Here is a 21178-nt window from a genome sequence, read left to right as displayed (position 1 = left end):
CCCGGTCACCAGCTCACGCGCATCTGCTGCACGTGGCGTTCGGCCAGCCCCTCGGCGAACAGCGCATCGACGTCGCCGTCGAGCAGTGCCTGCCGCTGCGTGTCGGTGAGGGAATAGCGGCTGAGGACCGCTGCCGGGTTCAGCTCCCATTCCCGCTGCAGAGCCGCATCCGTGGACAAATTGTCCAGCAGTACATTCACATCCCCGTGGGACACGATTTCTCCCTCGAAAATCGAGTGATTTCTCGACCGCCACTGATCTGTTCCGGCGGGAGAAGGAAACAATGGTTGGGACCATAGCCGCGCGCGCGCCGGGTGACAACCGCCGCCGGTTTCACCGGTGTTCAACCGCTGACATTCCCCGGTTGCACATCTGGCGGCGCCCACCGGCAGGCCGAACCCCACCACTCCGCCACCTCGGACACGGGGCCGTCGAGGTCGGTGCCGTGCGGTGCCTCGACGAGGATCCGGGCGAGGAAGTCGGTGATCGACCTCGGCGCGGCGTATTCGGCGCCTGCCCGCGCGGTGCTCGTGAAGTCGACCACGCCGGGCAGCGGGCAGGCAGCTGGCACCTCGACGAGCCTGCCGTGGCGGCGCATGAAGAACGCGAACCCGACGAGTGCGCGGGGCTGCCGCGCCAGCTCGTCCGCGTCGTACCACCCGGCCTGGCCGCGCAACGACGCGCCGTACAGGTTGACGCCGAACGCCCGCTCGAAGGTCGGGGTGTGCCCGGTGCCGCCGGGCCTGCTGGCGATCTCGTCGAGCACGAGGCGCCCGTCCGCGGTGTGGAACACCTCCGCGTGCACCCCGGTCACCTCCTCGGGTGCGGGCAACGCGGCGACCACCTCGGAGACGAACGCGAGCAGCCGCTCCCCCAGCTCGTCACCGCGCCGCAGCATCCAGCCGGTGTTCGGCTTGCCGTCCGTGGCCGCCGCGAGGTTCGGGTACCGCAGTCGGATCGGCCAGCACTGCAGGAGCTTCCCGCCCGCCATTAGCCCGTCCACGACCAGCACCTCACCGGAAACCCAGGTCTCGGCCAGCAGCCGGCCCGGGACGATCTCGCCCAGCTCGGCGACGAGCCGGTCCAGCGCCGGGTGGTCGGGCACCACCCGCACCCCGACCGAGCCGGCGCCCGCGAGCGGCTTCACCACGATGGGGAACCCGCCTTCCTCGGCGAGGGCCCGCAGGTCGGCGGCCGACCGGACCGGGCGCATCCGCGCCACCGGGATGCCGGCCCGCGCGGCGATCGTCTTCATGACGAACTTGTCCCGGTAGGCGGTGGCGCTCTCGACACCCTGCCCGGGAAGGCCGAGCCGCTCCCGGATCCGGGCCGCCCGCAGCACGTCGATCTCGGCCGTGGTGAGCACCCGTTCGACGCGGTGCCGCTGCGCGAGCGACAACGCGAGCCGCTCGACGTCGGAGTGGTCGTAGTCGTCGATCACCACCACCTCGCGGTAGCGGCCCGCCACCTCCTCGAGCACCCGGTCCGGCGCCACCGAGCGGGCCGTGACCAGCACGAGGTCGTGACCGAGGTCGTCGAGCCAGTCCGGGATCCGGTCGAGGATCGGGCGGCGGTTGAGCACCAGGAACGTCATGGCAGGGCCTCCAGGGAACGCGCCGCGACGGGTGCGGCCAGCACCGACCGCAGCGCGGCGAGCGCGGCCGCGGTGGTGGCGGCGTCGCAGATGGTGAACCGGACGTGGCCCGCGAGCCCCCCGACGTCGGAGAGGTCGCGGAGCCGGTAGCCGCGCCGGGACATGCCGTCGACCAGCGCGCGGGCGAGCACCGGGGACCCGACATCGACAGCGAGGAAGTTGCCGTCGGAGGGCAGGGTGGTGAACCCGGTGTCCGCGAGCGCCGCCGCCGTCCGGTCGCGGACCCCTGCGATGTCGGCCCAGATCTCCCGCAGCCGCGCGGTGTGGGCCAGCAGCGCGACGGCGATCCCCACGGTGGGGCCGGACACGGTCTGCTCGAGCTGTCCGCGGGCCAGCTCGGCGACCAGCGCGGGTTCACCGGTGAGGAGCCCGATCCGCGCACCGGCGAGCCCGTGCGACTTGGACAGCGACTGCACCACCAGCACCGGTCCCCCTGCTCTGCGCAGCTGCGCGGTCAGGTCCCCGGCGAAGGCCTGGTAACAGCTGTCCACCACGAGCAGGTGGTCCTGGTCGGCGGCGATCGCCGCGAGTTCGTCGATGCGGTCACCCGGCAGCGACCAGCCGCACGGGCCGTTGGGCACGCTGACCGCGATGAGCGCGTTCCGGCAGCCGCGCGCCGCGGCGCACAGCCGGTCCGCCTGCACCGCCGCGTCGCCGCCGATCCGGCGCACGGTGATGCCGCGCTGGGCGGCGGCGTGCTCCCAGGCCGGGTAGTTCGGGTACTGCAGCAGCAGCTCACCGGCGTCGGGCCGCGCCGCGTGGTGGGCGATGACGAGCCGGATGGCAGAGTCCGACCCGGGGGTGAGCATCATCCCGTCCTCGGGCAGGCCGAAGTGCCCGGATAGCGTGGCGATGTGGCCCGCGGTCACCGGGTAGCGCGCCAGCGTGGCCGGGTCGAGCAGCGCCACCGCGGCCGCGAGCAGCGGCTCGATCCAGGGGTGGTGCAGCTCGTTGCTGCTCAGGTTGAGCCGGGAATCGGCCGTTCTCCGTTTCACGTCGCACCCTCACAAATGTTTGCGTTGAGCCGGAGAATAGGTCACCGGATTCGTTTGTCTCCACCGGAGCGCGGCACCGTTGCCTTCCCCATTTCCGGCGTGTAGCGTCCGATCACGAGCGCATTCTTCGCGCGTTTCTCGAAACCCCCACAAAACTTGAGGTATCCGTTCATGCCCACGCACGACGTGTTCCGTTCTGCCGCGGGGTCGACGCCGCTGGCCGCAGACTCGCTGGTGGTGACCGGCGGGCGGCGGCTGGCGGGCGACACGCAGACCGGCGGGTTCAAGCACTCGCTCGTGACCGTGCTGGCGGCGGCCTGCGCGGCCCGGGCGCCTGCCGTCATCACCAACTGCCCCGCGGTCGCCGAGACCGGCGCGCTCGCCGGGTTGATCACCGACCTCGGCGGCACCGCCGACTACGTGGCGGGCACGCTGACCATCGACGCCGACGGCATGACCGGCGGCACCGTCTCCGACCACGGCATCCACGGCTCGGTCTACCTGGCCCCCGCGCTGCTCACCCGGTCCGGCCAGGCCGCGGTGCCGACCGGTGGCGGGTGCCGGATCGGCGACGACCCCGGCGGTCGCCGCCCGGTCGAGCAGTACGCGGCGGTGCTGGGCCGCTTCGGCGCCACCGTCACGCACACCGACGAGCACCTGCTGGTGCGCGCCGACCGGCTGACCGGCTGCGAGATCGACCTCCTCGACTACACGAGCGACCGCGCGCGCCGCACCGGCCCGCTGTACTCGGGCGCGAGCAAGATGGCGGTGCTCGCCGCCGCGGTCGCGCACGGCACCAGTGTGCTGCACTCCCCCTACCCCAAGCCGGACGTGACCGACCTGGTCGCGGTGCTGCGGGACTTCGGCGCCGACATCGACACGACCGCGCAGGGCTCGCTCGTCGTGCACGGGCGCGGGCCGGATGCCCTCGACCGCCCGGTCCGCCACGAGCTGGTCGCCGACCTGATCGAGGTCGTCACCTGGATCTGCGCGGGTGCGCTGCTGGCCGACGCGCCCATGCGGCTGCGTGGCGCCAACCTCGGCCGCGCGCTGACCGCGCTGCGCCCGGAGCTGTCCGCGCTCGCCGACCTCGGCGTCGGACTCGACCGGTCCGGGGACGAACTGACCGTGCACCCCGCGCAGTTCCTGCGCGCCACGGACGTCGTGATCACCTCACCAGGCGTGTTCAGCGACAGCCACCCGTTCCTCGCCCTGCTGATGACCGCCGCGCGCGGCCGTTCGACGATCACCGAGACGGTGTGGGCCACGCGGTTCGGCTACCACGCCGGGCTCGAGGCGCTCGGCGCTCGGCTGTCCCGCCACGGCACCACCATCACCGTCGACGGGCCGTGCAGACCGTCCGTGCCGGACCGCTCCGTCCACGCACCCGACCTGCGGGCCGCGGCGGCGCTGGTGCTCGCCGCGCTGCAGGTACCCGGCCGCACGGTGGTCACCGGAACCCACCACCTGCGCCGCGGCTACCCCGACTTCGCCGGCACGCTCCGCGCGCTCGGCGCCGTGATCGAGACCGAGACCTCGGAGGTGCTCGCGTGACCGAGCCCGTCGTCAAGCACCGGCCCGCCGACTTCGTCGTGCGGGAGAACCTGGTGGTGCGGCTCACCGACCAGGACTCCGCCAAGCACCAGTACCTGCTGCTGCGCAAGTGCGGCTACACCACGATGGAGGCGGTCCGGCTCGTCGCCGACCGGCTCGGCCTGGTGTCCACAGAGATCACCTACGGGGGCCTGAAGGACGAGGACGGGATCACCGAGCAGCTCGTGGCGCTGCCCGCGAACTCGCTGCCCGAGGACGTCCGGGACAGCGGCTGGACCGTCGCGGCCGACGGTGACCGGTGGCTGGAGCTGCGGCACTACGGGTACGGCGCCGACCCGCTGCGGATCGGCAGGCTGGAGGGCAACGGCTTCCGGGTCGTCGTCCGCAACCTCGCGGAGGACGCCGCGGCGAGGCTCTCCGGTGAGCGCAAGCTGACCACGTTCTTCCTCAACTACTACGACACCCAGCGGTTCGGTGTGCCGGGCGGGCCGAAGCGCACACACCACGTCGGCGCGGCGATCCTCGACGGCCGGTGGGCCGACGCGCTGCGGGAGCTGGCCGGTCTCCGCGCGCCGGAGAGCGCGGGCGCGCGGGCGTGGCAGGACGACCCGCGCGGCTACTTCACCGCGCTGGACCCGCGCACCACGTCGTTCTACCTCGCCGCGCACTCGTCGGTTCAGTGGAACGAGCTGCTCGGCGCGCGGGTCGCGCAGGTCTGCGGCGCGGAGACCACCACGGTGACCGTCGACGGCATCGGCTACCGGTACGCCACCTCGCCCACGGCCGCGACCAGGGTGCTCGCCGAGGCCACCTCGTTGCCCTACACCAGGTACGAGTTCGTCGACGGGGTACCGGTGCCGGCCGAGTCCCACCGGACCTCCGTCGTGCAGACCGTGATCTCGGTCGGCCCCGTCGAGGAGGACAACGCGCACGACGGCAGGTCCTGCGTCGAGCTCAGGTTCTTCCTGCCGTCCGGCTGCTACGCCACCGCCGCCATCCGCCAGTTGCTGTCCTACTGCTGAGGGATCCGCCGATGCTCGCGACCCTGCACGACCAGCTGCCCGCCGTGGTGCGCGCGGCGACCATGACCACGACGCCGTGGGCGTACGCCTACCTCCCGGAGACCCTGCCGGCCGGTGTCGCGCCGGGCCTCGCCCGGACGTTCGACCGGTTCGCCCTCACCCGGTGCGAACAGACAGACCAGGACAAGTGCTACCGCTTCGGCACGGCCGCCCTCGACGAGGGGGACGTGGCACTGCCGACCGAGGTGTGGCAGTCCTTCGTGGACGCGCTGAGCGGAGCCGCTTACCGCGATGCGATGAGCGAGCTGACCGGCGTGCCGCTCGCCGGCACCCGCCGCACCCTGAGCGTGTGGGAGTACGACACCGGCGACTGGCTCGCCCCCCACGTGGACAAGGAGGACAAGCTCGTCACGCAGATCTTCTACCTCACCGAGTCCTGGCGTGACGGTGACGCGGGCCGCCTGCTCGTCCTGGCGACCGCGGACCCGTCGTCCGCGGTCGCCGCGCTGCCCCCACGCCTGGGCGCGAGCGCGATCCTCGTACGGTCCGACAGCTCGTGGCACGCCGTGGAGAAGCCTGCCGTCTCCGGCACCAAGCGGCGCTCCCTGACGGTCACCTTCTGGCGGTAGGGACAGGAGACAGGACGCCGGTCCGGTCACCCCTCGCGGGTGACCGGACCGGCGTGTTTCGCCGCGTGATCGGCGAACGACGCGATGTCGACGGCGTCGAAGGCGTCGGTGAGCCAGATGTCCGCGCCGCACTCGGCGCGAACCAGTTCCACGATGTGCACGAGCGCGAGCGAGGTCGCGCCGTTGTCGAAGAAGTCCAGTGCCGGGTCGACGTCGTGGCGGAGCACGCGCCGGACGATCTCCAGCACGCGGTCGTGGACCGGCTCAGCCACGGTCATCACCGGCGGCCGGGCCGATCACCTTGCGCAGCCCCGTCCACAAGGTCTCCGGGGTCGCGAACAGCGCCGGGCCGAGCATCTCGTCGGGGAGGCTCACGCCGAAGGCGTCCTCCACGGCGAACAGCAGCTGGATCGACCGGAGCGAGTCGAGCCCGAGCGCCGCCAGGTCCGCGTCGGCAGGCAGCGGTGCCCGCTGCCCCAGCGACGGCAGGAACGGACGCAGAACCCGCTCGAACTCCTCGGCCCACTCGTTGCTCGCCGTACTCATGAACCTACCTGCCGTTTCCGTGTGCGCCGACCGTGTCAGACGAGCCGCGCCCCGCGGTCCGCGAGCGCGAGCACCCCGTTCGCCTTGAGCAGGCGTTCGTTCGAGTAGTTCAGCGCCGCGGCACGCAGGTCGCGGAAGTACCGTTCGAGCGGGACCGGCGAGTTCCGCAGGTAGCCGAGCCCGAGCCCGCCGAGCTGCACGCAGCGGTCGACCGCCGCGTAGGTCAGCTCGGCGGCGGTCACCTTGAGGGTGTTGAGGTGGATCTGGACGTGCGGGGCGCCGAGGCTCGCGCCCCGCGCCCGATGGTCGGTGACCTCCGCGACGACGCTGCCGAGGTAGGCGCTCACCAGCTCCAGGTCGTGCCGGATCCGGGCGACCCGCTCGGCCACCAGGTCCGACGACAGGTCCACACTGGACGGACGTTTCGGGGAACGCAGCCGGGACACCAGCTCGTGCAGGGCCTGGCGCGCGGTGCCCAGCCACACCGCGGCCCAGCCGATGTGCGCGAGCGGCATGAAGCTCTCGACCGCGACCTCGCGGAACGCACCCGGCGCGCCGACGACGTCGGCCGAGGGCACGGTCGCGGTGAGGCGCAACGGCAGGCTGTGAGTGCCGCGCATGCCGAGCGGGTTCCACTCGCCCTTCGTCTCGACCTCGGCCTCCCGCCGGTCCACGAACACCAGCGTGACCTCGCGCGGGTCAGCGTCCGGCCGGGCCCGCATGGTGACGAGGAAGCCGTCCGCGTGCGTGGCGCCCGTGACGATGGGCGCGTCCCGGACGAACGTCGCGGTGTCGCCGTGCCAGTCCAGCGGCGCAGCACTGGTGAGCAGGTGGCCGCCCTTCTCGCGTTCCGAGGTGATCGACGCGAGGTACATCCCGCCCGCGGCGACCCGGGGCAGGAGGCCGGCCCGCAGGGACGGCGTGCCGAAGCGGACGACCGCGTCGACCTGCTGGCAGTGCATGGCGAAGACGAGCGCGGTGGACGTGCACGCACCGCCGAGGACCTGGCAGACCGCGACGAGGTCGGTGAGGTCGCCGCCGAGCCCGCCGAACTCGGTGGGCACCAGCAGGCCCATCAGCCCGCTGCCGCGCAGCGCGGCCATGCTCGCGGCGGGCAACTCCGCCGCCTCGTCGGCCGCGCGTGCCGCGTCCCGCACCACCGGCAGGATCTCCTCGGCCAGCTCGCGCGGGGTGCGCAGGCGGGGCAGCGGACGCCGGACCAGCGCCTGGCGGGACGCGCCGACCACCGCGTCCCCGCGCACCGCCACCTCGGCGGGCAGGTCACGCCCCAGGAAGCCGAGGAGGCTCGCGGACAGCCCGTACGCGCCGACGTTCGGCACGACGACGAGGTCGCCGGGCGCCAGCGCGGGCAGGGTCACGTCGTGGGCGAGCACGTCGCTGGGCGCGCACAGCGGTCCCACGAGCGTCACCGTCTCCATGGGACGGTCGGTGTGCTCGGTGAGCGGCCGAGCGGTGAGCGGCAACATCCGGCGCAGTGCCGACATGCCGCCGATGTGGTTGACGCCGGAGTCGAGCACCGCGTACCGGGTGCCGTGGTTCTCCTTCACGTCGGTCACGGTGGTCACCAGCCGCCCGGCGCAGGCGACGACGTACCGGCCGGACTCGAACGCGACCTCACCTGTGTAGCCGGGCAGGTGCTCGTCGAGCGCACCGGTGAGCGCGTCCCGCAGGGCCGCGTACCGGCTCCGCTCCCCCGGCGTGGCGTAGGGCGCGGCGAAGCCGCCACCCAGGTCGAGCAGTTGCAGCGGTACGCCGTGTTCGGCCCGCAACCGGGCCGCGGTCGCGAGGCTCGTCCGGAGCTCCCCGAGCAGGACCTCCTCGTCCCGCGCGTTGCTCACCGAGAAGAAGTGCAGCCCGGACACGGTGACCCCAGGGGTCGCCACGGCTCCCGCCACCCACTTCTCGACCCGGCCCGCGTCGAAGCCGAACTGGGACGGCCCGCCGGACATCCGCACCCCCGCGCCACCGGCCACATCGGACACGTTGATCCGCAGCAGGCAGTCCGGCTCGACGCCTGCCTCGCGGGCGGTGGCCGCGATCCTGGCCAGGTCGCCGAGCGACTCGGTGGAGAACAACCCCACCCCGGCGGCGAGGGCGGCGGCGATCTCGTCGGTGGTCTTGCCCGGTCCGGTGTAGAGGCACCGGCCGGGATCGAACCCGGCACGCAACGCGGCCGTGAGCTCGCCGGTGGAGCTGACCTCGGCGCGGAGGCCGTGGCGGCGGACCTCGACAAGCACGTCGGGGTTCGCGTTGGCCTTCAGCGAGTAGTAGAGGAGCGCGCCGGACGGCAGCGCCGCGCGGAGGTCAGCCACCGCGGCCGCGACCTCGGCGAGGTCGTAGCGGTAGAGCGGGCTGCCGTAGCCGGCGACGAGTGCGCGGTCGGTGGTCATGAGTCTCCTCGCCGCGCGCCGATGGTCTGCGCCACGGCGGCGCGGTCGGTCTTGCCGGTGCCGTTCGTCGGCATCCGGTCCAGCACGACGCAGCGGTCGGGCCGCTTGCCCGGCTCCAGCCGCGCCTCGAGCCCGGCGTGCACCTCGTCGGGGGTCACGTCGCCGGTGACCGCGACGCACAGGCTCTCGTCGTCCGCGGAGAACACGGCGACGGCCGAGCGCACCCCGGGCACGTCCTCGGCGGCGGCCTCGACCTCGACCGTGCTGAGCCGGACCCCGCGCCGCTTGACAATGTCGTCGCGCCTGCCGTGGAAGTAGAGGTTGCCCTGCTCGTCGAGGCGGCCGAAGTCGCCGGTGTACAGGGTGTCCGCGCGGAACCGGAGCCGGCTCAGCTCCGGCGCGTCGCGGTAGCCCGCCATCACGTGCGGGCCGTGCACGACGATCTGGCCCACCTGCCCGGCGGGCAGCGGCTCGTCGTGCTGGTCGTGGATCGTGATGCTCGTGCCCGGCAGCGCGCGCCCGACGGAACCGGGGCGGACGAGGTCCTCGTCCGGTTCGCCGACCGACACGCGTTTGCACTCGGTGAGCCCGAACATCGGCACCACCGCCGCGCCGGGGAAGTTGCGCCGGAGCTGGGCGGCCGCGGCCGGGCCGAGGGCGGCGCCGGTGTTGGTGAACAGCCGCACCCGGGACGGGAACGGTCTGCGGTCGGCCAGGTCGTTGATCATGTCGGCGAGCAACGGCACGACCGGCACCACGGTGGCGCCGCTGTCGCGGAGCTCGCGGGCCAGGTTCACCGTCCCGTCGGCGCACAGGTACACCGACGCCGACGCCTGGCAGGCGAGCAGGAGCTGGTAGAGGCCGTAGTCGAAGGAGAGCGGCAGCCGCACGAAGATCCGGTCGGCCCCGGTGTAGCCCAGCCGGGTGGCGACCGCCCGCGCCGCGAAGACCACCCTCTCGTGTGGACAGATAACGGCCTTCGGCACCGCGGTGCTGCCCGAGGTGTGCAGCAGCAGCGCGGTGTCCCCCGGTTCGGCCGCACCGGGCACGGGACTGGCGGCGGACCGCTCGAGTTCCCGGCGGAGCACGTCCAGCGTGACCGTCCTGCGCGTGGCGGTGAGCCCGTCCGGCAGCGCGCCGGGCGCGATCACCACAGCCGGGTCGGCCGCGGCCAGCACACCGCGCAGCTGGAACGGTTTCATCTCGTGCGCCAGCGGGGTGAACGCCGCGCCGGCGCGGGATGAACCGAATAGGACGGCCGCCATCACGACGTGGTTCGGGAGCAGCGTCACCACCCGGTCACCGCGGCCGACACCGCGCCCGGTCAGCCACCGGGCGAACGCGTGGCTCGCCTCCCACAGATCCCGGTAGGTCCACACCTCGCCGGGGCCGAGCACGGCAGGCCGGCCGGGGGTGCGTTCCGCCGCGAGGTCGAGGAAGTCGTGCAGTAGCAGCGGATCCCTCACCACGAGCTGGCCTGTGCGGTGTCGTTGCACTCCCTGCGCTCGAGGTCGCCCGCGAGCCGCAGCCATTCCGCGGCGCACTCGCGGGCGATCCTGCAGACCAGGATCGCCGAGTGCGGCGGGATGTCGTCGAACAGGTCGTCGGTCACCGACGGCTCGACCACGTGGGAGTCCAGCCACTGCAGCACGGACCGGCCCGAGTTCGTGTACCGCAGCGACGGGTCGCGGCGCAGCCGGTGCAGCATCGACCGCACGCTCGTCACGTCCGTGATCGGCGGCGCCGGGGCGGCCAGCCGCAGGGTCGCCGCGTGCCGGTCCTCCTCGGTGGCGGCCCGCCGCAGGGGCGGGACGGGGTCCTTGCCCGCGCGGACGCGCTCGCGGACGTCACGCGCCGTGCCGACCGAGACACCCGCCTCCCGCGCGATCTCGCGCAGCGACGCGTTCGGCTGGGCGGCGATGACCTCGCCCGCGAGCCTGCGGCCCACGGTGCTGTCCAGCGGTCGCACCCGTCCGTCCCTGCCGACCCGCGTCGCGGTGGTCCGGTCCTCGCCGAGCTCGCGGCGGATGGCGGCGATGGTCTTGGCGGCCAGTCCCGCCGTGGCCCCGATCGAGCGGTCGGACTGGTGGGGGTGGGAGGTGATGATGCGCTTTGCCGCCGCCCGGCGGTCCGCTGTGGTGAGCGGGAGCCCGTGCGCGATGTTGGCCCGGACAGCGGCAAGGAACGCCTCCGCCTCGGTGCCGTCGAAGAACTCCACGTGGATGCGGTCCCGGCCGTTGCGCACGGCCGCACGCAGCCGGTGCATCCCGTCGATCACCTGCATCGTCGCGCGGTGGACCAGGATCGGGGGAAGCTCCACATCGAGCTCGGCCAGGGCCTGGAAGTGTTCGTGGTCCAGACCACCCAAACGCGGCGAGTCCGCCTCCCGCAGGGCTGCCACGGGCACCTCCACCACGGGGCCGTGCTCGCCGACCGAGCCGACGCGATCTCTCATGCACCCCATGCTCAGCGCCACGGTTGCAGTTCCATTGCACCGTCACGCACGACGACGAGTGCCCTCATCCGTTCAGGCCAACGCCGTGCGAACCATACGTGTGGCCGCGTCCTGGGCCCCGCACGCAGCGTGCGTCCGCTGTCGCGGGTTCTCGGTCCGCGGAGCAGAACACTGGTAGTCCTACTCGCGGTCCCGCCCCTCACGGCCCGACCGACGGGTACTCATCGTCCCCAGGGGCAGACAGCAAAGCGTGTGGTAGCCCCCTCGGACACCAGTTCTGGTGAAATCACACGCATCTAGGTGAGATCTCACCAATTGAGCCGCGCCGAACCGTATGGTCAATGTCAAGCCCGGGTCTGCTCAGGGTTCGGACCCGACCGGATCGGGTGTTGGCGGACAGGGCCTACGGTTCCCGCGCGAACCGGGACTATCTGCGTCGTCGTGGTATTCGGTGCACGATCCCGCAGAAGAAGGACCAGGTGGGGCACCGTCAGGCCAATAGTCGTGCTGGTGGCCGGCCACCAGCGTTCGACCCGGAGTTCTACAAGCAACGTCACGCAGTGGAGTGTGGGATCAACCGGCTCAAACGCAACCGGGCTGTGGCCACGCGGTATGACAAGTTGGCGGTTCGGTGGTCGCCACAGGTTCTGGCGACGCACCGAGCGCTTCCCTCACCGCCGCCCTGTACCTGTCCGCACCCGAGACGACAGGGGACGGTCATAGCCAGTGGGCCGCGAACGGCTTCACCTCCGTCGTGAGGACGTGTCCGCCGACCGGGTCTCTTTCGTCGACGGGTTCGGTACCACGCCCAGCTCGATCAGGCTGTTGGCGGTTGCGACGATCGAGTCGCGCACCGGGCGCATGGTCCACCCCAGCTCTCTGCGGGCCTTGTCCGCGGAGACCAGCTCCATGCGTCCCACGAAGTCCAGTGCCTGGCGAACCGACGGGTCGAACAGCGCGACCGCCCGCAGCAGCGACGTCGGCATAGTCCTGGTCGGCACTCGATATCCGCGCGGGTTGAACTCTTCCGCCAGCACGGCCGCGATGTCGCGCATCCACATGAACTCGCCCGCTATGACGTACCGGTTGCCCGTTGCGACGGGTGACTCCATCGCGAGTCGGTGCGCGGTCGCCACGTCCCGCACGTCCACCAGGGAGAACCCCATCTTCGGCGTGCCGCACTTCGTCGGCATCCACGCCCTGCAGTTCCTGCCGCTCCTGGCGATGGGGCTCGCCGCCGCGGTCCGCCGGTGGCCCCGCCTGCGCCCGGCGCCGGTGCGCACCCGGCTCGTCACCGCGGCCGCCCTCGGCTACGGGGGGCCCTTCCTGGTTACCACCTGGCAGGCCTTCCGCGGTCAACCGCTCACCGCCCCCGACTCCTGGACCCTCGGCGCGCTCGGGATCGTCGTGGCCGCCACCGCTGCGACGGTCGCCACCGCCCAGTCCGCGCCGGCCCGCCCGCCCACCGCCGACCCCGTGAAGGTGAACGCATGAGCGTCCTGTTCTCCGCCGCCTTCTGGGCAGCCCTGCCGTTCTGGACATTGATGCTCATCGTTCCCACCTGGCGGTGGACCCGGCGCATCATGTCGTCCCCCTGGATCGTGGGTCCCACGCTCGTGGTGTGGACGATTGCCGCGCTGCCCCTGCTGGGCCCACTGTGGAGCCTGGTGACCCAGCCGACCCTCGCCGCGACCGAGCAACTGCTGGCCGACCCACGGGCGGTCACCGTCTTCTGGGCGCAGATCATCGCCTGGGACCTGTTCGTCGGCCGGTGGATGTACCTGGACAGCCGGGCCGGTCAGACGGCCCAGGTCCGGCGGCGCGGGAGCCGCGCCGAACGCTGACGGTGACTACGCTCGACGACGTGACCAGGACCAACTACCACCACGGCGCGCTGCGGGAGGCCTTGCTGTCGGCGACCCTGGAGCTGATCGAGGCGGAAGGCATCGGCGCGGTGAGCCTGCGCCGGGTGGCCCGCGCCGCGGGCGTCAGCCCCGCGCGCCGTACCACCACTTCCCGGACCGCGCGGCACTGCTGACCGCGCTGTCCGACGAGGGTTTCCGCCGACTGGCCGCCGCCCTCATCACGGCCCGCGCCGCCCCCCCCCCCCCCCCGCCGGAGGCGCTGCACGCCCTGCTGACGACTTACGTCCACTTCGCCCACGACAACCCGGCGTACTTCCGGCTCATGTTCCGCCCGGAACTCACGCAGCCGCACAAGAGCCCGAGTGGTGAGAAGGCGGCCAACGAGGCGTTCGCGGTCCTGGCCGACACCGTCACCGACTGCATCGCCGAGGGCACCGCGAAGTTGGTCGACGCCGACGATCTGGCGATCACACTGTGGAGCCTGGTACATGGTCTGGCGTCACTCTGGTTGGACGGCCAACTTGACTTCCGCGCAGACGACCCCGCCGCCCTGACAGAACGAGTCGTCACCCTGGCAACCTCACTCACCAAGCCGTAGACCGGACAACTCCACTTAATAAGTCAAACGAGTCCGCTGAGGATGTCCGCGTCTGATCAGACCGTGTCAGTTCTTCGCGGTCCGGAGATCTCGAAGGCAGAACCGGATCCCCCAGCTCCCAAACCCGCTGAATCCGGCCACCGAACACCTGGTTCGCCAACGCGGCGACCCGCTCAACCGCCGCAGGGGCGGGCCGCGCGGCGAGCGCGGCCCGCCACAGTTCGGCGATCGGTCATCCCTTGACCGCGCCGATCATGATGCCCTTGGCGAAGTGCTTCTGCAGGAACGGATACACGAGCAGGATCGGCAGGATGCTGACCACGAGCATCGCCATCTGCAGCGACTGCTGCGGCGGCACCTGGCTCGCGTCACCGGTGCCGATCGTGGCGTTGTCGACCACGTAGGTGCGGAGGACGAGCGACAACGGGTACTTGGCGTTGTCGGTGATGTAGAGCAGCGCGGAGAAGAAGTTGTTCCAGTACGCCACGGCGTAGAACAGCCCGATCACCGCGACGACCGCCTTGGACAGTGGCAGGACGATCCGGAAGAGGATCGTGAGCTCGCTGGCGCCGTCGATCTTCGCCGCGTCGAGCAGTTCCTGCGGCAGTTCGAGGAAGAACGCGCGCATGACGATCACGTTGAACCCGTTGATCAGCGCGGACAGGATCAGCGCCCAGTAGCTGTCCAGCAGGCCGAGCTGCTTGACGGTCAGGTACATGGGGATGATGCCCGGCGAGAACAGGACGCTGAACAGGACGACCATCAAGATCGGTTTGCTGCCGAAGCTGCCCGGCCGGGACAGCCCGTAGGCCAGCAGCGCCGTGCACGCCAGGGACAGGGCGGCGCCGACGACGGTGACGCCGACGGAGACCAGCAGTGCCCGGGTCACGACACCACCGTCGAAGATGGCTTCGTAGGCGTAGAGGCTCGGGCGCTCCGGCCACAGGACGTACCCGCCTGCCGCGGCGACCTGGCTCTCGTCCGCGAGGCTGGTGGAGATCACCGCCAGGAACGGGAGAATCACCACGAGGCAGCACACGGTCAGGACCAGGCCCTTGGCGGCCCTGGTCGCCGGGCGGGCGGGGCTGAGCGCCGTGATCATCGCTGGTACACCCCCCGCTCACCGAACATGTGCGCCACCTTGTTCGCGCCCAGGACCAGCGCCACGCCGACGATGCCCTTGACGAGTCCGGCTGCGGCCGACGCACCCCATGAACCGGCGCCGACCGCGTTGTTGAACACGTAGGTGTCGAGCACCTCCGAGGCGGTCGGCCCGACCGCGTTCTGCTGCAACAGGATCTGTTCGAAGCCGACGCTCAGCACGTCGCCGAGCCGCAGGATCAGCAGCAGCGCGACGACGGACTTGATGCCGGGGAGCGTCACGTGCCACAGCTGGCGCAGCCGGGACGCGCCGTCGACCGCGGCCGCCTCGTACAGCGCCGGGTCGATCCGGGACATCGCGGCGAGGAACAGGATCATGCCCCAGCCGGTGTCCTTCCAGACCACCTGCGCGACCACGAGTTCCTTGAACAGTTCCGGGTTCCCGATGATGTTGACGCTGCCGAGGTCGTGCTCGGTGAGGAAGCCGTTGAGCAGTCCGGTGTTCCCCAGCATGTGCTGGAAGATCGCCACGATGATCACCCAGGACAGGAAGTGCGGCAGGTACAGAATGGACTGCACCGTCCGCTTCACCCGCTCCGAGACCAGCGAGTTGAGCAGCAGCGCCAGCGCGATCGGGATGGGGAACACGAACAGCAGCTGCAGGAGCGAGATGACCAGCGTGTTGATCAGCGCGTTGAGGAACGCGGGATCACCGTTGACGATGATCGAGAAGTTGTCGAACCCCACCCACGGCGCGTCGGCGATCCCGATGTAGGGCTGGTAGTCCTTGAACGCGATGACGTTGCCCAGCAGCGGCGCGTAGTGGAACACCAGCAGCCACACCAACCCCGGCACCGCGCACGCGAGCAGCAGCCAATCCCGCCGCAGCCGCCGCCCGCGACTCACCCTTCGGGGTGTTGGCCGCGGCGGGGACTGGTCGACCGCGCGCGGTCTGCTCAGCACAGCCATCTCGGGCTCCCGGTCAGTTGTACTTCTTCTGGGTGCGGACCTCGGCCGGCCAACTGAGCTCGACACCGAGATCGGTCAGTGTGTCCTGGTAGGACTCGAGCCGGGCGGCGTCGGCCCGCACCTGGCGCGGCACCGCGCCCGTGTCGAGGCACACCGCGGCGAGCGCGCCGACGGCCTCGCCGATGTTCCATTCGACCGGGTGCAGCCGGTAGCAGCCGTTGGAGATGTGGGTGGTGCCGATGTTCTTGCCTGCGGGCAACAGGTTCTCGACCCGGACCGGCAGCAGCGCGCCGAGCGGGATCTGGAACGGCCAGCTCGGCACGTCCACGTACTGGCGCGGTCCGGCAGGCCCACCGGTCGACGGGTGCAGATCGATGCGGTAGCTGCCGATCCCGACGCTGTCCCGGAACTCCTCCGCGCCGAGGAGCGAACCGCGGGCCTCCACGCCGACGTGCAGTTCCGACACGGTGAACTCGGCGCGGATGCGGCGGGCCTCGCGGATGTAGGGGTACTTGGCGAGCCCGTCGGCGGTGTCGGTGACGTCCTGGCGCAGCCGCAGCCCGGGGTGGCCGGTGCCGCCCAGGTGGTTGGGTGCCTCGGTCTGCATCCAGTACAGGAACGACAGGCTGAGCTGGCGCGCGCCCTCGAGGTGCCGGTCCCGTTCGGCGTCGTCGACGCCGATGAGCGGCCCGAGCCAGTAGTCGACCTGCTGCCAGTTGACCAGCGTGATGTCGCCGCCGGCGTATTCCCCGGTCAGGTGCGGCTTGTGCAGGATCCGGCGGAACCGCCACAGGTCGAAGTCCTCGTCCGGTTCGAAGATCCGCTTCGTGTACGGTTGGAGTGTCTCCGGGGCGACCTGCCGCCAGCTGAGCAGCGGCGCGGGCCAGAAGTCGGGCGCGTAGGACCGCCAGAAGTCGTACATCGCAGGCCGGTCGATGGTGTGGTCCTCGCCGGGCCGGTGGTCGAGCGCGTAGCAGAACGTGAACGACTGCTGGTCCAGCGGCTGGGCCGGGCCCTCGACGGCGTGCGGCTCACCGGTGTCGTCGCGACTCTCCGATCCGATGACGTGCTCGACACCGGCCAGCTCCAGCAGCTCCCCCATCTCGGTGGCGTCCAGGATGTACAGCGCGGACACCGTCACCTCGTTGCCGCTGCCGGTGTCGAGCAGCCGCACCGCGGTGACGCGGTCGCCGTCGACCTCGGCGGCGACGGGCCGGTGCCGCAGCAGGATCCGCAGCTGCCTGCTGGATCGGTAGGGGGCGAGCATCTCGTCGATCGCCGCGACGGCGACCCGTGGCTCGTGGCAGATCCTGCTGACGTGCCCCTTGCCGGGGTTGAGGTTCACCGTCGCCGCGGCTTCGTCGGTCAGCGGGTACGCCCGGCGGTAGTAGTCGCGAATGGTGTCGCGCAGTCGCCGGTAGGTCGCGGTGGCGCCGAACTGCTCGATCCAGGGGTGCTCGTCGGGTGGCACTGCCTGCGAGGTCAACTGGCCACCGAGCCAGTCGGTCTCCTCGGTGAGGACGACGGTGCGGCCCAGCCGCAGCGCGGCCAGCGCCGCGGCGACACCGCCGAGGCCGCCGCCGACGACGAGGATGTCACAGGTCTGCTCGTGCATCAGGCTCCTTGTGGTGCGGTCAGGGTGGCGCCGGGGTGGAAGCCGCAGTCGATGACGACCCGGCGTGGCGTGCGGTCTCCTGGGTTGTCCAGGAGGTCGGCCAGCAGCCGCACCGCCGCGGCGCCCATCTCCCGGCCCGGCGTCGTGATGGTGGTGATGTCCCAGCGTTCTACGGTGTTGTCCACGTACTCGTACTCACTGAGCGCGGCGACCGAGAGGTCCTGCGGCACCGACAGCCCCAGCGCCGTCGCGGCGGCGCACACGTCGCCCGCCCGTTCGCGGTCGTCCGTGACGATGCAGGTGTAGCCCTGTTCGACCAGGCCGGGCACGACCGCCGCGATGGACTCGGCACGCGGCGGGACGAACACCTCCGTCGTGTCGGCCCGGTCGGCGAGCAGCTCACTGGCCGCGGCGAAACCAGCGTCACGGTCGAGGATCGACTCGTGGTTCGACCCGCCGCGCAGCCGTGCGATCCGGCGGTGCCCCAGTCCGTTGATCCGCTCGATGAGCCGGCGGGTAGCTGTGGCGTAATCGGCCGCGGCGTAGGACACCTCCGCCCCTGGCAGCTCCCGGCGGCCGATGAACACGGCGGGATACCCATCGCGGACCAGCTCGGCCAACTCGTCGCGGTCCTCCGACTGTCCGATGAGGACAGCGCCGTCGGCGACCTGCAGCGAGTTGGTGCCGTTCTTGTAGATGGAGCGGCGCCGGTCGTCGGTGTGCGAACCGGTGAACAGCAGCAGATGGCAGTCGAGTTCCTCGACCGCTTCCTCGACGCCCACCAGGAACGGGTGGTAATAGCTCATCGCCTGCATCGGGAACAGCGCCTCGTAGGTGAACACGCCGATGATCCCGTTGCGACCACCTGCCAGACTCCTGGCGGCCACGTTCGGCACGTACCCGAGCTGCCGGATCGCCTCCTCGACGCGCGCGGCCGTCCGGTCACTGACCCGGACCCCGTTCGAGCCCCCCCGACCGTTGACGACCGCGGAGACGACCGCGGGCGACACGCTCGCCAGCCGCGCGACGTCAGCCTGAGTCGGCCGCTTCTTCGGCCGTTCCGGCGCCTTCATCCGTGTCCACCCCATTGATATAGCGCATTATCACCTGTTGACGGCAGAGTAGTCAGATCGACGGCTCTGGGTCAACAGTAGGACCACAGACTGCTGTTTTGCTGGGTATTGACAGTGAATTTCGGTCGATCTAAAGTCCGTCACCACTTGATGATGCGCTTCATCAACCGTCAAGAACGGAAGTTTTCGCCGTGACCCAGCACAGAGTTGTGAGCCGCCGCGCCCTGTTGCGCGGCATGGGCGCGATGACCCTCGCGGCCGCCTCGACGTCGTTCCTCTCCGCCTGTGGTGGTGGCGGCGGAGCCGCCAACACCGCCGATGCCAACGCCCGCGTCAAGCTGCCGACCCACGTCCCCTACACCGGGGTGACCCCGGACCTGCCCGCCGGGGAGGACCTGCTGCCCGGCTTCTACCGGTACCCCGAGAACCTCGTCACCGCGATCACCGACAAGCCCGGCGCCGGCGCGGGCAAGGTCTCCATCCTCGTCGACACGTTCACCCCGGTGCCGCCGCCACTCGCCGACAACGCGTACTGGCAGGCGCTCAACGACCGGGTCGGCGCGGACCTGGCCTTCAACATGGTCCCGGACAGCGACTACAGCACCAAGGTCACGACGACGATCGCCGGCGGGGACCTGCCCGACATGGTGATGCTGCCGTCCTGGACGCCGGACCTGCCCGGCGTGCTGCGCGCCAAGTTCGCCGACCTCACGCCGTACCTGTCGGGCGACGCGGTCAAGGAGTACCCGTTCCTGGCCAACATCCCGGAGTTCTGCTGGCGGCCGATGATCGCCAACGGCGGCATCTTCGGCCTGCCCACCCCGCGTGCGAGCATCGGCGAGATCATGTTCGTCCGCGACGACCTGGTGGCCGACCGGTCGCTCAACCCGAAACCGGCGAACCACGACGAGTTCGTCGAGCTGTGCGAGGGGTTGACCGACGCGAAGGCCGGGCGGTGGGCGCTCGGCGACACCGGTCTCGGTGGCGGCGGCGCGCTACTGTTCCTGCTCGAGTCGTTCGGTGTGCCCAACGGCTGGTCCGAGAAGAACGGCAAGTTCACCAACGCCGTCGAGACCGAGGAGTACACCGAGGCGCTCGCCGCGCTCGTCGCCATGGTCGAGAAAGGACTGTTCCACCCGGACACGTTCAGCGCGACCTTCCAGCAGGGCCGGGACTGGTTCGGCACCGGCAAGATCGCCATGAAGGTCGACGGCTACGCGGCGTGGGACATCCTGCTCGGCACCTATCCGGGCATCGACGTCGGCGGCCTGCTCGCACCGGCCCACGACGGAGGTGGTGACGGCAGGCACTTCACCGGCAAGGGCAGTTTCGCGGTCACCGGCATCAAGAAGGGTGACGAGAAGCGGGTCAGGCAGATGCTCGCGATCGCCAACTGGATGGCCGCGCCGTTCGGGACCACCGAGCACCTGTTCCGCAAGTTCGGCGTCGACGGGACCGACCACACGATGCGCGCCGGTCTCCCCGTCCTGACCAGGAACGGCGAGACCAACGTCAAGATCCCCATGCAGTACCTCGTCGACCAGCCCCCGATCCTCGGGCCCGGCGACCGGGCCGTGGTCGACAAGCAGTACGCGTTCCACAAGGAGGTCGCGCCGCTCCTGGTACCGGACCCGACCGTCGGCCTCTACTCGCCGGTCAACGCGAGCAAGGGCTCGGTGCTGTCCAAGGCACTCAACAACGCCCGCAGCGAGATCGTCCGCGGCAACCAGCCGGTGTCCGGCTGGGCGGACGTCGTGCGCCAGTGGCGGCAGACCGGTGGCGACCAGGTGCGCGGCGAGTTCGAGAAGGCACACGCACAGCAATGACGCTCGTCCAACGAAGGAGAGAGTGATGCGCAAACGAATTCGGCGACTGCTCGCGGTCGCCGGCCTGCTGACCGCGGCGGCGTTACCGGCGACCGCGGGAAGTGCCACCGCCAACCAGGCCGCCTACGACTGGCAGTTCGTCTGGGGCGACACGTTCGACAGACTCGACCACCAGAAGTGGGGCGTCATCGAGGGTCTGCTGTCCCCGGGAACCGACCAGGCGTACACGTCCTTCGCCGTCACCACCGCCAACAGCAACCTGGTGCTGAACACCGAGAAGCGGCAGTACGGCAGCAAGGCCTACACGTCGGGCATGGTGTGGACGAAGGGCCGGTTCTCCTTCACCTACGGCAAGATCGAGGTGCGGGCGCAGATGCCGGTCATGGGCAAGGGCATCTGGCCCGCGCTCTGGTTGCAGGGAAACGTCACCGGCAACTGGCCCGGCCCTGGTGGCAACGAGATCGACTTCGCCGAGCTGTGGAACGACCCGACGAAGGTGCACCACGCTCTGCACTACGCCGACACTCCCCACGGTACGGACCTCGGCGCCAACCAGGGCTGCAAGTACACGAGTCCCGTCAACCTGTCGGCCGGATACCACACCTACAGTCTCATCTGGGAGCCGGGACCGAAGCTCACCTACTACGTCGACGGGCAGCAGACCTGTCAGTACACGTTGACCGGCAACTACTTCAACACCCCGATGCACATCATCATGAACACCGCGATCGGCGCCTCGTGGATCGGACACCCCGACGCGAGTGTGCAGTTCCCGCAACAGTTCAAGATCGACTATGTGCGGGTGTACCAGGACGCCAACCTCGGCTGACCGGCCGCCGGTGGCACGCGCCCCTCGCGTGCCACC

Annotated in this window: 22 protein-coding genes and 1 pseudogene; 10 read left to right on the top strand and 13 right to left on the bottom strand. The window is 70.9% G+C overall.

Annotated features, from left to right (window positions below; translation table 11 throughout):
• Positions 1–5: 5 nt before the first annotated feature.
• From ACFPCV_RS21495 to ACFPCV_RS21485, 3 genes are all read right to left on the bottom strand, one after another.
• Positions 6–215: a hypothetical protein gene (locus ACFPCV_RS21495; protein WP_378058048.1), complete on the bottom strand. Its 210-nt coding sequence runs from the start codon at positions 213–215 to the stop codon at positions 6–8.
• 128 nt (positions 216–343) lie between these two features.
• Positions 344–1594, bottom strand: coding sequence for an ATP-grasp domain-containing protein (locus tag ACFPCV_RS21490; RefSeq protein WP_378058047.1), 1251 nt, complete (start codon positions 1592–1594; stop codon positions 344–346).
• A complete protein-coding gene (locus ACFPCV_RS21485; RefSeq protein ID WP_378058046.1) occupies positions 1591–2649 on the bottom strand; it encodes an aminotransferase class I/II-fold pyridoxal phosphate-dependent enzyme in 1059 nt (352 codons plus the stop codon). The genes ACFPCV_RS21490 and ACFPCV_RS21485 overlap by 4 nt, the downstream gene beginning before the upstream one ends.
• Before the next feature lie 171 nt (positions 2650–2820).
• Here ACFPCV_RS21485 and ACFPCV_RS21480 point away from each other — a divergent pair, with 171 nt between their 5' ends.
• The 3 genes from ACFPCV_RS21480 to ACFPCV_RS21470 are packed head-to-tail and all read left to right on the top strand — an operon-like array spanning position 2821 to position 5854.
• A complete protein-coding gene (locus ACFPCV_RS21480) occupies positions 2821–4203 on the top strand; it encodes a hypothetical protein (protein WP_378058045.1) in 1383 nt (460 codons plus the stop codon).
• Positions 4200–5225, top strand: a complete 1026-nt coding sequence (gene truD, locus ACFPCV_RS21475) for a tRNA pseudouridine(13) synthase TruD (RefSeq protein WP_378058044.1) — start codon at positions 4200–4202, stop codon at positions 5223–5225. The genes ACFPCV_RS21480 and truD overlap by 4 nt, the downstream gene beginning before the upstream one ends.
• Before the next feature lie 11 nt (positions 5226–5236).
• Entirely contained in the window at positions 5237–5854 is a 618-nt protein-coding gene (locus ACFPCV_RS21470) for a 2OG-Fe(II) oxygenase family protein (RefSeq protein WP_378058043.1), read from the top strand.
• A 26-nt stretch (positions 5855–5880) separates the two neighbouring features.
• Here ACFPCV_RS21470 and ACFPCV_RS21465 read toward each other — a convergent pair whose 3' ends face one another.
• The 5 genes from ACFPCV_RS21465 to ACFPCV_RS21445 are packed head-to-tail and all read right to left on the bottom strand — an operon-like array spanning position 5881 to position 11266.
• Positions 5881–6126 carry an acyl carrier protein gene (locus ACFPCV_RS21465; RefSeq protein ID WP_378058042.1) on the bottom strand — a complete coding sequence of 82 codons (246 nt, stop codon included), beginning with the start codon at positions 6124–6126 and terminating at the stop codon, positions 5881–5883.
• A complete protein-coding gene (locus ACFPCV_RS21460; protein ID WP_378058041.1) occupies positions 6119–6400 on the bottom strand; it encodes a phosphopantetheine-binding protein in 282 nt (93 codons plus the stop codon). Before ACFPCV_RS21460 ends, ACFPCV_RS21465 begins: the two co-directional genes overlap by 8 nt.
• A 35-nt stretch (positions 6401–6435) precedes the next feature.
• Positions 6436–8811 (bottom strand): acyl-CoA dehydrogenase family protein, encoded by a 2376-nt coding sequence (locus ACFPCV_RS21455; RefSeq protein ID WP_378058040.1) that lies wholly within the window; start codon positions 8809–8811, stop codon positions 6436–6438.
• Positions 8808–10280, bottom strand: coding sequence for a class I adenylate-forming enzyme family protein (locus ACFPCV_RS21450; protein WP_378058039.1), 1473 nt, complete (start codon positions 10278–10280; stop codon positions 8808–8810). The genes ACFPCV_RS21455 and ACFPCV_RS21450 overlap by 4 nt, the downstream gene beginning before the upstream one ends.
• Positions 10274–11266, bottom strand: coding sequence for a ParB N-terminal domain-containing protein (locus ACFPCV_RS21445; RefSeq protein ID WP_378058038.1), 993 nt, complete (start codon positions 11264–11266; stop codon positions 10274–10276). Before ACFPCV_RS21445 ends, ACFPCV_RS21450 begins: the two co-directional genes overlap by 7 nt.
• Before the next feature lie 362 nt (positions 11267–11628).
• On the opposite strand from ACFPCV_RS21445, the pseudogene ACFPCV_RS21440 reads away from it, so the two are divergent.
• A pseudogene (locus ACFPCV_RS21440) lies at positions 11629–11892 on the top strand (transposase); the annotation flags it as partial.
• Positions 11893–12009: 117 nt separating this feature from the next.
• On the opposite strand, the gene ACFPCV_RS21435 reads toward ACFPCV_RS21440, so the two are convergent.
• Positions 12010–12459: a Rossmann-fold NAD(P)-binding domain-containing protein gene (locus tag ACFPCV_RS21435; RefSeq protein WP_378058037.1), complete on the bottom strand. Its 450-nt coding sequence runs from the start codon at positions 12457–12459 to the stop codon at positions 12010–12012.
• On the opposite strand from ACFPCV_RS21435, the gene ACFPCV_RS21430 reads away from it, so the two are divergent.
• From ACFPCV_RS21430 to ACFPCV_RS21415, 4 genes are read left to right on the top strand one after another with little or no spacing between them, the layout of a single operon-like run.
• A complete protein-coding gene (locus ACFPCV_RS21430; RefSeq protein ID WP_378058036.1) occupies positions 12440–12760 on the top strand; it encodes a hypothetical protein in 321 nt (106 codons plus the stop codon). The genes ACFPCV_RS21435 and ACFPCV_RS21430 overlap by 20 nt on opposite strands.
• Positions 12757–13110 (top strand): ABA4-like family protein, encoded by a 354-nt coding sequence (locus tag ACFPCV_RS21425; protein ID WP_378058035.1) that lies wholly within the window; start codon positions 12757–12759, stop codon positions 13108–13110. Before ACFPCV_RS21430 ends, ACFPCV_RS21425 begins: the two co-directional genes overlap by 4 nt.
• A gap of 20 nt (positions 13111–13130) precedes the next feature.
• Positions 13131–13304 carry a TetR family transcriptional regulator gene (locus ACFPCV_RS21420; RefSeq protein ID WP_378058034.1) on the top strand — a complete coding sequence of 58 codons (174 nt, stop codon included), beginning with the start codon at positions 13131–13133 and terminating at the stop codon, positions 13302–13304.
• Entirely contained in the window at positions 13298–13729 is a 432-nt protein-coding gene (locus ACFPCV_RS21415) for a TetR-like C-terminal domain-containing protein (RefSeq protein ID WP_378058094.1), read from the top strand. Before ACFPCV_RS21420 ends, ACFPCV_RS21415 begins: the two co-directional genes overlap by 7 nt.
• Positions 13730–13961: 232 nt before the next feature.
• Here the strand turns inward: ACFPCV_RS21415 and ACFPCV_RS21410 are convergent, their stop codons facing one another.
• From ACFPCV_RS21410 to ACFPCV_RS21395, 4 genes are all read right to left on the bottom strand, one after another.
• Positions 13962–14831 (bottom strand): carbohydrate ABC transporter permease, encoded by an 870-nt coding sequence (locus tag ACFPCV_RS21410; protein WP_378058033.1) that lies wholly within the window; start codon positions 14829–14831, stop codon positions 13962–13964.
• Entirely contained in the window at positions 14828–15736 is a 909-nt protein-coding gene (locus ACFPCV_RS21405; protein WP_378058032.1) for an ABC transporter permease, read from the bottom strand. The genes ACFPCV_RS21410 and ACFPCV_RS21405 overlap by 4 nt, the downstream gene beginning before the upstream one ends.
• Before the next feature lie 76 nt (positions 15737–15812).
• Positions 15813–17414 carry an FAD-dependent oxidoreductase gene (locus ACFPCV_RS21400; RefSeq protein WP_378058031.1) on the bottom strand — a complete coding sequence of 534 codons (1602 nt, stop codon included), beginning with the start codon at positions 17412–17414 and terminating at the stop codon, positions 15813–15815.
• Entirely contained in the window at positions 17414–18487 is a 1074-nt protein-coding gene (locus ACFPCV_RS21395) for a LacI family DNA-binding transcriptional regulator (RefSeq protein ID WP_378058030.1), read from the bottom strand. Before ACFPCV_RS21395 ends, ACFPCV_RS21400 begins: the two co-directional genes overlap by 1 nt.
• Positions 18488–18678: 191 nt before the next feature.
• Here ACFPCV_RS21395 and ACFPCV_RS21390 point away from each other — a divergent pair, with 191 nt between their 5' ends.
• On the top strand, positions 18679–20313 hold the full coding sequence (locus ACFPCV_RS21390; protein ID WP_378058029.1) for an extracellular solute-binding protein: 1635 nt from the start codon (positions 18679–18681) through the stop codon (positions 20311–20313).
• Positions 20264–21142, top strand: a complete 879-nt coding sequence (locus ACFPCV_RS21385; protein ID WP_378058028.1) for a glycoside hydrolase family 16 protein — start codon at positions 20264–20266, stop codon at positions 21140–21142. The genes ACFPCV_RS21390 and ACFPCV_RS21385 overlap by 50 nt, the downstream gene beginning before the upstream one ends.
• The last annotated feature ends 36 nt before the right edge of the window (positions 21143–21178 follow it).

It is taken from the genome of Actinophytocola glycyrrhizae (assembly GCF_042653545.1).
GTDB lineage: Bacteria > Actinomycetota > Actinomycetes > Mycobacteriales > Pseudonocardiaceae > Actinophytocola > Actinophytocola glycyrrhizae.
This window is presented reverse-complemented; position numbering and strand designations above follow the sequence as displayed.